The organism is Amycolatopsis pretoriensis, from assembly GCF_900107925.1.
GTDB classification, from domain to species: Bacteria; Actinomycetota; Actinomycetes; order Mycobacteriales; family Pseudonocardiaceae; genus Amycolatopsis; species Amycolatopsis pretoriensis.
This window is the reverse complement of the sequence record NZ_FNUJ01000014.1, coordinates 74,450-87,124: the sequence shown is the minus strand read 5'-3', so window position 1 is coordinate 87,124 and position 12,675 is coordinate 74,450. Positions and strand designations below refer to the sequence as shown.

General features: G+C 67.5%; 12 protein-coding genes. 6 read left to right on the top strand and 6 right to left on the bottom strand.

The window, feature by feature from the left end; genetic code table 11:
- Nucleotides 1-10 precede the first annotated feature (10 nt).
- Together BLV96_RS43960 and BLV96_RS43955 are read right to left on the bottom strand one after the other, a co-directional pair.
- Nucleotides 11-511 (bottom strand): TetR/AcrR family transcriptional regulator, encoded by a 501-nt coding sequence (locus tag BLV96_RS43960; RefSeq protein WP_167379926.1) that lies wholly within the window; start codon nucleotides 509-511, stop codon nucleotides 11-13.
- 116 nt (nucleotides 512-627) lie between these two features.
- A complete protein-coding gene (locus BLV96_RS43955) occupies nucleotides 628-1,572 on the bottom strand; it encodes a MerR family transcriptional regulator (protein ID WP_086678510.1) in 945 nt (314 codons plus the stop codon).
- Nucleotides 1,573-1,659: 87 nt separating this feature from the next.
- Between BLV96_RS43955 and BLV96_RS43950 the strand changes: the two genes are divergently transcribed.
- The gene (locus BLV96_RS43950) at nucleotides 1,660-2,175 is read left to right on the top strand and encodes a GNAT family N-acetyltransferase (RefSeq protein ID WP_425266219.1); all 516 of its coding nucleotides are present in this window, start codon (nucleotides 1,660-1,662) and stop codon (nucleotides 2,173-2,175) included.
- Between the two features lie 205 nt (nucleotides 2,176-2,380).
- On the opposite strand, the gene BLV96_RS43945 is transcribed toward BLV96_RS43950, so the two are convergent.
- The gene (locus BLV96_RS43945; protein WP_086678512.1) at nucleotides 2,381-3,037 is read right to left on the bottom strand and encodes an FG-GAP repeat domain-containing protein; all 657 of its coding nucleotides are present in this window, start codon (nucleotides 3,035-3,037) and stop codon (nucleotides 2,381-2,383) included.
- Between the two features lie 424 nt (nucleotides 3,038-3,461).
- Here BLV96_RS43945 and BLV96_RS43940 point away from each other — a divergent pair, with 424 nt between their 5' ends.
- The 4 genes from BLV96_RS43940 to BLV96_RS43930 all read left to right on the top strand — a co-directional run bounded on the left by BLV96_RS43940 (nucleotide 3,462) and on the right by BLV96_RS43930 (nucleotide 7,617).
- Nucleotides 3,462-6,365 carry an AfsR/SARP family transcriptional regulator gene (locus tag BLV96_RS43940; protein ID WP_086678513.1) on the top strand — a complete coding sequence of 968 codons (2,904 nt, stop codon included), beginning with the start codon at nucleotides 3,462-3,464 and terminating at the stop codon, nucleotides 6,363-6,365.
- A gap of 233 nt (nucleotides 6,366-6,598) precedes the next feature.
- A complete protein-coding gene (locus tag BLV96_RS43935; RefSeq protein WP_086678514.1) occupies nucleotides 6,599-6,844 on the top strand; it encodes a DUF2283 domain-containing protein in 246 nt (81 codons plus the stop codon).
- 266 nt (nucleotides 6,845-7,110) lie between these two features.
- Complete coding sequence (locus BLV96_RS50145; protein WP_158104175.1) at nucleotides 7,111-7,278, top strand: hypothetical protein; 168 nt, start codon at nucleotides 7,111-7,113, stop codon at nucleotides 7,276-7,278.
- 93 nt (nucleotides 7,279-7,371) lie between these two features.
- Nucleotides 7,372-7,617: a hypothetical protein gene (locus tag BLV96_RS43930; RefSeq protein WP_086678515.1), complete on the top strand. Its 246-nt coding sequence runs from the start codon at nucleotides 7,372-7,374 to the stop codon at nucleotides 7,615-7,617.
- Between the two features lie 151 nt (nucleotides 7,618-7,768).
- On the opposite strand, the gene BLV96_RS43925 is transcribed toward BLV96_RS43930, so the two are convergent.
- Nucleotides 7,769-8,314, bottom strand: coding sequence for a hypothetical protein (locus tag BLV96_RS43925; RefSeq protein WP_086678516.1), 546 nt, complete (start codon nucleotides 8,312-8,314; stop codon nucleotides 7,769-7,771).
- Between the two features lie 176 nt (nucleotides 8,315-8,490).
- Between BLV96_RS43925 and BLV96_RS50370 the strand changes: the two genes are divergently transcribed.
- The gene (locus BLV96_RS50370) at nucleotides 8,491-8,682 is read left to right on the top strand and encodes a hypothetical protein (protein ID WP_208608492.1); all 192 of its coding nucleotides are present in this window, start codon (nucleotides 8,491-8,493) and stop codon (nucleotides 8,680-8,682) included.
- A 336-nt stretch (nucleotides 8,683-9,018) separates the two neighbouring features.
- Here BLV96_RS50370 and BLV96_RS50140 read toward each other — a convergent pair whose 3' ends face one another.
- Nucleotides 9,019-9,195 carry a hypothetical protein gene (locus BLV96_RS50140; protein ID WP_158104176.1) on the bottom strand — a complete coding sequence of 59 codons (177 nt, stop codon included), beginning with the start codon at nucleotides 9,193-9,195 and terminating at the stop codon, nucleotides 9,019-9,021.
- A gap of 35 nt (nucleotides 9,196-9,230) precedes the next feature.
- Nucleotides 9,231-12,065: an RHS repeat-associated core domain-containing protein gene (locus BLV96_RS43915; protein ID WP_244180935.1), complete on the bottom strand. Its 2,835-nt coding sequence runs from the start codon at nucleotides 12,063-12,065 to the stop codon at nucleotides 9,231-9,233.
- Between the last annotated feature and the right edge of the window lie 610 nt (nucleotides 12,066-12,675).

Below are 12,675 nucleotides of genomic sequence, written 5' to 3'. Positions count from 1 at the left end.
TTTTTCCTTGTCAGTCAGGAGAATCGAAGCGTCGGGTGAGCGCGGCGCCGACACCGTCGGGGTTGCCGCGCAGGAGGATTCCCAGTGCGGCGGCCGTGAGGCCGCCCGCCAGGGCGGTGGGAATGTCGAGCGCGCCGGCGATCGCCTGGTCGAGCGCGGCCAGTGCCGCGCTCACTTCGGTGGCCACCTCCTCGTCGGCCGGGGCCTGGTCGACCGCCGCGAGCAGCAGCAAACCGAGGTCGGCCGAGGTGACGAGCCGCAGCGCGGTCGCGGCATCCGGTGCCGCGGCGAGCGCTTCGGCCAGGGGGCAGACGTCGTCGGCGACGTGTCGACGCAGGGCGACCAGGTAGAGGCCGCGTTTGCTGCCGAACGTCTTGTAGAGGCTGTTGCGGTGCACACCGAGGTGGGTGACGAGGTCGTCGACGGAGACTCCGTCGAACGCACGGCCACCGAACAACCCCACGGCGGTCCGCACCACCTCGTCCTCGTCGAACGCCCGTCGCCTGCCCATGCCCTGACGGTATCCTTTTGAGGAACGATCAGTCAAGAACGATCGTTCCTCAAAATCACCGCTGTCGCTCATCGGGCACGTGAGGACGTTGCAACGCTCGATCTTGGTGTGGGATTTCAGCGGCGGCGGTCGAGCTGGGTGCGCAGGGCCCGGCCGAACCAGGTGAACACCGGTTCCAGGTCCGGGAGCGGGGGCCAGCCGTTGATGGTGGCCACCAGCTGCCAGTACCGCGTGACGCGGGGATCGTTGGCGATCTCGAGCCGTTCGAGGATCCACCGCTTCAGCTGGTCGTCGTCGGCCTTGCCGAACGTTCCGGCGTAGGACGCGGTGAGCGTGGCGACGATGCCGCCGGCCCGCGGTGAATCCGGTGCGATCCGCTCGGCCAGTGCCCGGCCGACGTCCTCGCGCACGGTCTCGGTCAGGTCGTGGTGCAAGCCGGTGGTGTCGCCGTCGGCGCGCTGGGCCGCCTGGTACTCGGCCATCCGCCGCACGGAAGTCCGGAAGTCGTTGTCCTGGATCAGTTCCACGAGCTCCAGCCAGGCCTCGACCTGGCCGGGCGTGGCGTCTTCGGGGAGCTCGGGCATGCTCGAACGCAGCAGTTCCACCATGGCCGGGTTGGCGTCGACACCGCCGAAGGTGTCGTCGACGAAATCGTGGACGAAGCGGCGCCGTTCGGCGTCGGACAGGTTCACCAGTTTGTGCATCAGGTCCATTTCCCGAGGGGTCGATTGCCGGTTCGCGACGGCGGTCAGCACGGCACGCCGCAGCCGCAGCACCCGGATGTGGGTGTCGAGGGCCGCGGCGTGCGCGGCCGCGACCTCGGCCAGCGAGGTCTCATCGGCCAGCACGCGCCGGACGGTGGCCAGATCGATGTCCAGCGCGCGCAGCGTGCGGACGAGTTCCAGCCGGGCCAGGGCCGCCACGTCGTAGAGGCGGTAGCCGGCCGGGCTGTGGCAGGTCGCGGGAACGATCCCCTTGTCGGCGTAGAACCGGATCGCCTTGACCGACAGCCCGGTCCGCGCGGCCAGGGCCCCGATCGTGAGGAGGTTCTCGTCGTCCATGCCCACAGCCTGCAGCCTCCCCTTGGCGGAGACTCAAACCATAACGGGGAGCATGTCCGAGAAGCCGCACCGAGCGGCTGATTCACCGTGAGCCGGACCGATACGTTGTCCGCGGTCGGTAGCGCGAGAAGAGGGGTGGCCATGACCGAGGTCCGGCTGGATCCGATGACCAGCGAGGAATACGAGACATATCACCGCGCTGCGGTACTGGCCTATGCCGAGGGCCATGTTTCGGCGAAGAGCTGGCCGGCCGAGGGTGCACGACAGCGCGCCATCGACGAGTACGCGGAGCTCTTGCCCGAGGGTGTGGCCACGCCCGGCCACCACCTTTACACCGCGCGGAACGGCGATCGGGCGATCGGCATGATCTGGTTCGCCGAACGCCCCCACGGCGCCTACCTCTACGACATCAGGGTCGACGCAGACCTGCGTGGCCAGAAGTACGGTGAAGCGCTCATGCGGGCGATGGAACACGAGGTCCGCGCCGCCGGTCTGAAAGCCGTGCGGCTCCAGGTCTTCGGCAACAATTCGGTCGCGAGGTCGCTTTACCGGAAACTCGGCTACCTCGAGACCAACGTCGTCATGGCCAAGAACCTCGACTAGCACGCGCTGCGGCGGCGGAGCAGTGATCCCCGTCGGACGAGGAGAACACGCCCGCGAGTCCATCCGGACCTGTACGTGCGCGCCGGTCGAGGGTGCGGGAGTGCCATCCGACTCGTACGTCCAGGAGTCGACGGTAAATGCGCCAGGTGCAGGTGGCGGGGAATACGCCACCTGCACCCAAAGCCCTGATCCGGGAGAACGGACCTCAGACGCAGCTCGCCGCGTCCACCATGGTCACCGGGTCTGCCAGTGGGCGGCTTGTGATCGCGTCCTGCTCCAGTACTGTCAGCGCGCCGGCTCGCAGGCTGTAGATCGTGCGCGTGCCCGTGTACGTGATTTCGCCGGCGGGAGCGCTGATGTCGTCCGCCGAGGAAACCACCGTCACGAACAACCGGTTGCCACCCGGAGCCATGCACATATAACCGACGTGCGCGGCGATTCCGCCTCCTTCCGCGACTTCGAACGGCTTGTTGTCCGCGCCGACGACCTGGGTCAGGTTCCGGCCGTCGAAGTCCAGCACGGCGAAGAACGCCGTGTTGGCGCCCAACGTCGTCGCGACGAGCAGCTCCGCCCGGCCGTCGGCGTCGAGGTCGGCCACCCGCGGTGCCACGATGCCGAACCAGGGGTCCGCGGGCAGGACGATCGCCGTGCGCTTGCCGTTCACGGTCGCCGAAATCACCTGCTTGCCGTTGATCGCCGGTCGCGAGATCACGGTGTCGCGTGTCCCGTCGCCGTTGAGGTCTGCGGAGGTGAAGATCGGTTCGCCGGCCGGCGCGGCCAGTGCCGGTGCGGCACCGACGAGGCCCAGTGCGGCAGCGAGGCCGGTCAGCGTGATCGTGCGGACGATTCCCTTGCGGTACATGGAAAGCTCCCTCCAGTCATCGGCGATGTGTTCGCCGGATGTGCTCTCCACGGGAAGACGGATACCCCCGTCCCGCGTGCAGCGGGGGTGTGATTTGCCACACAAAGGCAACCCGGAGCGTGTGCGTGCCTGCGGGTGCAGCCGGACGAAAGACTGTCAGCGGCAATAGCGGACGTTCGATTGCCATGCTGCGACTTGACCGTCGTGGCTGTGAGCCCAAGAAATACGGGGGACGTTCCCCGAGAGCGGGGTGGTCATCGCTGCTTTCGCGGGTCGCCCGCAGCGGGTCGAACGGCGAGCCCCCTCGTCTCTCCGTGCGCCGACTGCGAGCGATCCGCGGTTTCACGATCGCATCCGGGCTGTACACGATGAGCACATCCGGCGAACATTGAGGGATTGACGCGGGCTCGGGCGGAGGGGTGTCGTGGAGTTTCTGCTCCTGGGGTCGGTCGACGCGCGATCGGGCGCCGAGCATCTGCGGCTGACCTCGCAGCGGCAACGCGCTCTCCTCGCGGCCCTGCTGATGACGCCCAACGTGGTGGTGCCGCTGCAGCGGTTGGTGGAAGTCGTCTGGGGGGAGGCTGCGCCGGCGTCGGCGATGGCGAACCTGCGGACGCACGTTTCGCGGCTGCGACAGCAGCTCGCCGCGTTGGGCGGCGGGCAGCGGATTCAGGCCCGGGCGGGCGGGTACCTGATCGAAACCCGGCCGGACGAGGTCGACGTCGAACGATTCCGCCGCATCGCCAGTCACGGACATCGTGCGTTCGTGGCCGGAGACGACGCATTGGCCGCACAGCTGCTTGGCCAGGCGTTGAGCCTGTGGCGAGGGCAACCGCTGTCCGGTCTGCCCCCGACCCCGGCGATCGACGGTGAGGCCCAGCGCCTGCTCGAGGCCCGGTGGGCTGTCGTCGAGGACGACTGTCGGGCTCGGATGAACCTCGGGGCGTGCGCCGACGTTGCCGGTGAGCTGCGCCGGCTGGTCGCCGATCACCCGCTCCACGAACGGCTGTGGTCACTGCTGATGCTTGCGCTGGCCGGCGCCGGGCAGCAGGCGGCCGCGCTGGACGCCTACAGCGTCATCCGCGACCGGCTGGCCGACGAACTGGGCGCCGAGCCAGGACCCGACTTGCGCGACGCTCACTCGGCGGTCCTGCGGCAACGCGGTGTTCCCGCCACATTGCCCGTGACGCCCGCGCAGCTGCCCCGGGCTGCCACCGGGTTCCGTGGGCGTCACACCGAACTCCTCGCGCTCGACCGGCTCTTGCTCTCCGGCGACGGTCCCTGCCTCGTGGTCATCGCCGGGACTGCCGGAGCCGGCAAGTCCGAGCTCGCGACCCAGTGGGCGCACAGAGTCCGCGAGAAGTTCCCCGACGGCCAGCTCTACGCGGACCTCCACGACACGTACGGTCCCGCCTCGATTCTTGCGCGGTTCCTCCGGGCGCTCGGTGTCCCGGCTCAACAGATTCCGCGCGACGTCATCGAGGCAACAACGCTGTACCGGTCGGTGCTGGCCGTGAAAAGCGTGCTCTGCCTCGTGGACAACGTCACCGACGCCGCCGAGGTTCGGCCGCTACTGCCGGCGGCTTCGAGCTGCGCGGTCGTGGTCACCAGCCGTAACCGCCTGGACGGGCTGGTCGCCCTCGAGGGTGCCCACCGCATCAGCTTGGACGTCTTGCCGCCGGCCGACGCTGTCGCTGTGCTCACCGCTGCTGTGGGCGCAGAACGCTCGACAGAAGAACCGACGGCCATCGCCGAACTCGCCGAGACGTGTGCGCGGCTGCCCCTCGCGCTGCGCATCGCCGGCGCGCAGATCCGGCACCGCGCCGGGCGCCGGGTGACAGACCACCTCGCCGACATGCGCAACCACGGTGTGCTGAACAGCCTGACCGTCGACGGCGACACCAGTGCGGTCCGCACTGCCTACGACCTGTCGTACCAGGCTCTCGACAGCGCTACCCGCCGCACGTTCCGCCTGCTCGGCCTAGTGCCCGGAGGCGACATCACGCCGGACGCGGCCGGTGCGCTGACCGGTGCGCCGGCCGCAGTGATCACTCGCCAGCTGGAGCGCCTGGCCTCCGCACACCTGGTTCAAGAGCACGCACCGAACCGCTACCGCCTGCACGACTTGCTCCGTCACTACGCTGCCGAACGCGCCCAGACCGAGGACGACAGCGAGGCAGCGACGCGAGCGCTTCTCGGGCACTATCTCGCCTATGCCGACGCGGCGGCAGATCTCTTGTACTCGCCCATGCTGCGCCTGCCCGGGCCGCGCTCCCATTCGGATGCGTTCGCTGACCGGGATACCGCGCGGGCATGGTTCGGATCTGAATTCCCCAATTTGGTCGCTGCGATCCGTCACGCCCACACGCGCAATACCCCCGTGTCGGTGTGCCGGCTCGTCGACGCCCTGCGTGGGTACTGCATGAACAACTGGTCTGCCGAAGGGCCAGAACTCGCCCGGATCGGGCTGGAATCGGCGAACGCTACCGGCCGGCCCGATCTGTGCGCGGTCGCGCACAACCACCTCGCGGCATCCCACGCCCTCCGCTGCGATTTCCCGCCCGCCATCAGGCACTTCGAAGCCGCCTTGCACCTCTACCGAGCACTGCGGTCACGCCGCGGCATGACCGCTGTCTTGAACAACCTCGCTATGCTCTACCTGACCACCGGAGACCTGGAACGTGCGACCACAGCTTTCGCGGAGGCGATCGCGCTGGAGGACGCGCCCAATCCATGGCGTCAGCTGAACCTCGGCATCCTGCACGAACATCGTGGGGACCTGACGAAGGCCGCAGCCATTTATGCGCAGCAGGTGGCCGATGGTCCCCAACCTTGCGCCCTTGTCCTGCTCGCCCGGGTCGGCGTCCGCGTCGGTGACTACGGCGCAGCTCGCCACGCCGCCGAAGAAGCCGCCGAACAAGCCCGGTGCATCAACGACCACAGCTTCGAGTCGCGCGCGCTCACGGTGCTCAGTACGGTCCATGCCGGTGTCGGCAACCACGCAGGCGCGGTGCAACTGGCTGAAACCGCGCTCGAATCCGCCGCCGGCGCCACCGACCCCACCATCGAAGCGGCCGGGTATGCCGCCTTGGCGGCAGGCCACCTCGCAGGCAGTCAGTACCGGCTCGCGCTGCTCAACGCCCACCACGCGCTCCAGCTCACCCGTCGGCTCGGTACCCGCTTCGAGGAATGCGAGGCACTCCTGCAGTTAGCCCACATCCACCGCGCCGCCGGTACCCGAGCAGAGGCCGACCACTACTTCGGTGCGGCCCTGCGAATCGCCGAATCCCACGGCTACCGCGGCCTTGCCGACCGCGCACTGGGGTAAGCGGCAAGAACGCGGTAGTTGTGGAGTGCTGACCCGAGCCACGGTGTCACGCAGGCGTCCGCCCATCGGAATGTGAGGACGTCACAACGCTCGCACATCAGCTCTCGAGCGTCGTCGGTTCGAGCACAGCCGACCGCCTGCGACTTCGCCATGAGTAACGCGGTCGGCGGTCATATGATCATGGCCAAGGTCGGAAGGCCTTTTCTCCGTCGTCAGCAGGGAGGCCGTCACTCGTGGCAGACGTCGAGGTCACCTACGACAAGGAGGCCGATGCGGCCTACGTCTACTTCACCGAACCGCGAGAACGCCGGAGCGTGTCGCACATGTACCCGTGTGATCCGGTTGGGGTGGGAGGAATGATCAACCTGGACTTCGACGAAGGCGGACAGCTCGTCGGTGTCGAGGTGTTGTCAGCGAGTTCCAAGCTGCCTCGGTACCTGCTCGACGCGGCCGTACGAATCGATGTCGAGGATCAGTAGCGCGGCTGACTCCCTGGGCTGTCGCGGTCGACGGCCTCATTCGCTCGCTGATCTGTATGAGCGCGCGTCCGATGGACGACCGACCAGCGGCACGAGTGCATGTTCGCAACCTTGATCACCAGCTGGCCGTTTGTGCACGGCGGTGCGCTGGGTATCGTTACCGTGGGCGACGTGGAACGCCGTATCGACCTCAGCAACCTGGACCTCGACCGGGCGGCCGCGATGGCGGCCGCCAGGCAAGGCGACCGATGTCATTGGGTGTGCGGGTGTACTCGGAGGCGGCGGAGACGGAGTTCGTGCTGTACGCCGGCGGCTGGACTGACGTGAGCGTCATTCATCCTGGCATCGACGAGCCGGCCAGCGAGTATGTCGAACTGGAGGACGTCGAGGAGTTCGGGTCCGTGCTCGACCGCGTCGTCGGGCTCCTTGCTTGAACCGATCGGGAGCGACATCGGTTGTCGAACGTCTCAAGGCTTGCGTGCGACCTCTACGCGGCATGAGCGGACGCCGGCGAGGATACTTGCCGAATGCCAAGCAACGAACGAAGGAGGCGGGCAGTCAAGCGCAGTGCTGCTGTCGAGGGGGTGGCCGCTTACCTCGCCGACGAGGACGCGAATGTCCACAACATCACCGAGGCCGCCGTCCGACAGGACGCAGCGCTGGCAGCGTTGAACCTGACCGCGCTGGCGGCAGCGGCTGTCACCGCCCTGGCTGAGGCAACGGGCCGTACACCGATTGAGGCCTTACGCTCGATCGAGGGCGGAGGACGTTGACGAGGCATCACGCTGCCCACAGCCTTCACGAGTATGGCGTCAGAAGCATGAATTGCAGCCTTTGCCATCCATCCGTCGCCTCGGCCATCCGCTTCTCAGCATGTGAGTGCGTCGCTGCGGCCCCGTTGGTGGGCTCGGACCTTGCGTGCGATCAGTGACCGTGATGCCCGTGAGGAGGCTGAATCACGGGAAGAGTAGAACGTAGTGGCCGCGCGAGTGCCTGCACGACGGGTTCCGGTAGCCCCAGCGTCGGCATCGTTTGCAGTTCCGCCTCGAAACCAAGGTCATCCTCGCCGCAGCCGCAGTCCAGGTATTCCTCCGCGGCAAAGCATCGACTGGCCAGGTCCGACTCGAAGTCCGGGGGTGCGAGCCGTGCCAGCAGGCGGATCATCGGCCCGGTCACCGCGGCCGGCCGGGCACGAAGGTCGTCCGCCATCAACCGGGCGACGAGGTCCACTGTCGTACCTCGCCCGGGCACCAAGATTCCGTGCCGGTCGCACGCGGCGGCTACCAGCGGATCGGTGTCCCAGCCGCTGGCTCGTCGGCTCAGGCCGGCCAGCTCGGCGATCTCGGGATCGTCGTTGCCTTCCAGCAGCAGGCTGACTGCGACGTCCGGCCAGTCGCCCGGCTTGAGGAGACCGCAGAATTCGGCCGCCTTCGCCACCAAGAACGTCGTCCGGAATGAAGCATCATCCACCAACCGACTCTAACGCCCGCTCGTCGGCATGAGCGTGCGTCCTGGCGAACGACCGATCACCGGCATGAGAAGACAGCAGCGGGATAGGCTCTTTCCTCGTGGAGGGTGCGGAGTTCGCAGTTATCGCTCGAGGCTGGGACGGGCCGTTCTACCGAGTCAGGACCTCGGTCTTCGAGGTGACCTTCATGGTCGGCGGTGGCGAACGAATCGAGGCGGTGGAGAACGTCGATGTCGAAGTTCGCTTGCCTGACGGCTCTCGCTGGAGCGCGACGATCTTCACGCTGGCTGAGGTCGAACGTCTTATGTCGGAATGGGTTGAGACTGGAGAGTACGGCGGGGTGGTCATTTCTGGTGCTGCGACGGTCTGATCGTCCGCGAGTCCGGCCTGGATCACATGATCGTCGCGCTGGCGGGCCTCCACCAGAGCGGTAACTTTCGCGACGCGCTTAATCGCCTCGATGAACCGGCCGGGTAGTTCCGGCAGCACGGTCCGAGCTGGACCGGACGTACCGCGCGCGAGAGAGAGCAAGCTTTTGCGGTGGGTGTTGGCGCGGATGACGGGTTACGTCAGCGCCGCGCTTGCCCGTGTGTGTGACGGCCGAGCGGCGCAGCTAGTGGTGGTCCCCTTCACCCGGTGAAGGGGACCACCACTAGGCCATCTGACGGCACCACTGGACCCGTCAGGTAGCCAGCGACAACCAGGCTCACTCCAGCTTAGCCCAATTACGTTTGATGGTGATCACCGAGATAACGAACGGAATCACAAACAGAACCGTCATGATGATGGAAACGGGATTGCGCCAGATGATCGACACGACACCGAGGGCAATGAGCACCGCTGCCGAAAACCCGGTGAAAGCTATGCTCACGGACTTGCTCATCAAGTTCGGTTCCTCTCTTGTCCTGGTTGGTTCGGCTAGCCGTTGCGGCAGTTGAGCGCCGTGCCGCCGATCGCACCCACCACGGCGAAGGACGACGACACCGCGAGGGGCGCTGTGATGCCGCCGGTGGCCACACTGGCGGCCCAGATTCCCGCCGTGGCCAGCAGGCCGAAGGCCGCGGTCGCGCCGGCGTTCACGCAGCCCGCCGACACCGTGCCGGTGGGGTCAGTGCGGTTGATCGGGTCGCCTTGGCCGTAGGCGTAGCTGTTGGCTTCCTGCCCGGTGGGGTCGGTTTGGGTGAAGCGGTTGTAGGCGGGGTTGTAGTGGCGGTAGCCGGTGAGGTACTCGCTGCTGGCCAGCTGGTAGCTGCCGAGCCAGCGCAGCCGGTTGGCCGAGCCCGCGGCGCCGGTGATGCTGGTGTTGTAGCCGTAGGGCGTGTAGCCATACGTTGCCGTCACCGTACCGCTGTCGTCGACGAGAGCCAGGACGCTGCCCTGGTGGTCGGTGACGGCGTTATGGTGCTTGCCCGCGGTGTCGACGAGCCCGGTGAGGGTGCTGTCGACGTCGTGGGCGTAGGTGGTGTTCGCGCCGTTGTCCACGGTGCGTGAGATGCCCAGCGCGGTGCGGGTGAAAACATGCGTCGTGCTGCTCGACCCGGACTGTTCGGTGATCGACCCCGGCTGGGTCTGGTCGAGGGTGTCGTAGGACGCGGTGAACAGGGGGGTGCCGGTGTCGGAGGTGACCGAGGTCAGCTGGTTGGTGTCGCTGTAGTTCGCCTGGCCGCCGGGGTTGGTGGTGGTCAGGTTCCCTGCGCCGTCGTAGCCGACGGTCGTGGTGTCGATCTTGGTCATCTGGTTGGCGTTGTTGACGGTGTAGGTGTGGCCGTCGCCGGCGGTGATGTTGCCGGCGTTGTCGTAAGCGTAAGTGCGGCTGCCGCCCTTGGTGAGGCGCCCGAACCCGTCGTAGGTGTTGTCCGCTGTTCCGGTGGCGTCGGTGCGGGACTGGATCTGGCCGGTGTCGGTGCCGTCGAGGCGGGTGTAGCGGTAGGACGTCGAGAACACCGCGGTTCCGGTCGGGTTCTTGACCGTGATACCGGTTTGGCGGGCGGATTTGTCCAGGGTGATGGTTTCGGTGGTGCCGCCGGGCAGCGACGCCGAGGTGCGGTGGTCGGCGTTGTCGTAGCCGTAAGTGGTGGTCTTGGCCGCCTGGTCCTTGACCGAAGTCAGCCGGTTCGCGGCGTCGTAGCCGTAGTAGATCCAGCCAGTCGGGTCGTCGACGGCGGTGACGTTGCCGGCGCGGTCGTAGTGGTAGGTCGCAGTACCGGTGGCCGTGCCCGCGGTGCGCACGACGCGGGTCAGCAGGCGTCGTTCGTAGCTGTTGGCCAGCGTGGCGCCCGCGGTCTGGGCGACGATGCGGTTGCCGGTCTTGTCGTAGGTGTACGCGGCCAGGCCGGTACCGTCGGCCTTGGCGACCGAGACGACGCGGTCGAGCTTGTCGTAGCCGTAGACCAGTTTGACGCCGTTGCCGTCGGTGACACTGGTGACTCGCGAGAGCGAGTCGTAGGTGTAGGTGGTCGGCTTCAGCGGCAGCGGCGGGGTGACCGTGGTGAGGTTGCCGGCGGTGTCGTAGCCGTAGGCGGTGGTGTGCCCGTTCCCGTCGATCGCCGAGGCGACCAGGCCGCGCGCGTAGGTGTACCGGGCGACATCGGCGTTGAGCGCGGCGGAGTGCACCGCTGTGACATTGCCGAACGTGTCGTAGCTGCTGGTCACCGTGTTACCGGAGAAGTCCGTGATCTGGGTGGGCAGGTGTGGGTGGGCGGTGTCGGTGTAACCGGCGCTCATCGATGCCCCGGTGGGCAGCTTGCCGCCCTTGAGGTTGTTGAGCGGGTCGTAGTCGTAGGTGGTGGAGTTTTTCAGCCCGTCGGTCAGCAAGGCGACGTCACCGTGGGCGGACCAAGACTGGGCGCGGCTGTGACCGAGGGCGTCGGTGGCCTCGGTCTGCCGGCCGTCGCTGTCGAACGTGTAGGTCGTCTTGTGGCCGTTCGGGTCGGTCACGGTCGTCGTGCCGGCCCCGTAGGCGTAGCCGGTGGTGCTGGCTACCCCGTCGTAGTTGGGCTCGGCCACCTGCGTCACAGCGCCGTTCGCGTCGTAGGTCAGGGTGTAAGCCCGCCCGAGCGTGGTGGTCAAGGACGTGATGTGGCCGTCGGCGTCGAGGCCGAAGCTCATCTTGTCCCCGGCTCGGTTGGTGATGGCCATTCCTCCGCTGTTCCAGCTGTAGGACGCGGCGACCTGCCCGGTCGGGTCGGTCACCGACTGCAGCCACCCGTCGCTGTCGCGGTTGAGGGTGGTGACCCGGCCCTGGGTGTCGGTGATCGACGCCAGCGAATAGTCGGCGTTGTAGCGGTAGGTGATGGCGTAGCCGTTGCGGTCGGCCTGGGACGACAGCTGCCCGTCACCGGTGAACGACCACACCTGGCCCGAGTCGTCCTGGGTGAGGTGGTAGGTGCCGTTGGCGAGCTTCGTCAGCGTCGCGTGCGAGCCGGACGGCGTGGTGTAGCTGCCGTCGGCGTTCTGCGTGTACTCCGAGCAGTACCCGGTCGCGTCCCGGACGATGACCTCGCCGAGCATCACCCGCAGGTAGATGTCGTGCCCGGCCGAGACCGTCCAATGTCCACCCAGTTCGTTGCCCCACGCGTCCTGGCTGTTGTAGGTGGCGTCGAAGGACATGTCCAGGCCGGTGCCCTTGACCGTCAGCTCGCGGTCGGTGAGCACGGCGTTGCCGTTGGCCCGGTTGACCAATAGCTCGGTGCGGTCGGAGATGGGGTAGCGGTCCATCGCGAACCACGGCTGGGTCCCGACCTGCCCCTCCATCGCGCAGGTCACCGTTCGCGGTGACTGTGCCGATCTCGGAGCCGTCTGTGCCGGTCTGGCCGGGAGCCGGTCGGCCGGAATGCCGGTCGGCGTGCGGTTGACGTTGGCCGGCGGGGTCCAGGACGCCGGCAGCGGCACCCCGTGGTGCGCCGGTTCCGGGGTCGCGGACGCGGTGGCCGGAACCGCCGCGATCAGCGCGGCGGTGGAGGTGATGGTGATTGTGCGCAGCACAAGGTGCCGTAACGACTTTCGTCGCATGGAAAGGTGACTCCCCTCGGAGCCTTCCGGCTCCACCCGATGGTTCTCGCGAACGTGGACGGCAGTCCGCGCTGTCGACCGCGTGCCGACAACGACTGCCGCTTGCTGGTGTTTCGACGCACGCGGCCGAAGGCCGCGGTGCGGAGAGCCAGCCACACCTCGGGAACTGAGAGTGGGCCACCGGCGCGCCGAAGATCACGCGCCGCGGGAAACATTACCCGCCCCCGGTCGCCGCAGAACAGGTCCGTTCGGAGGGACGTGTCACCGTTGTGGTTCTACGGCCCGTGGTTCACGTGTTCGAGGTCCACCCGTTTGGTCTATACCTGCGACGGCTTGATCGCTTAGGCTTGTC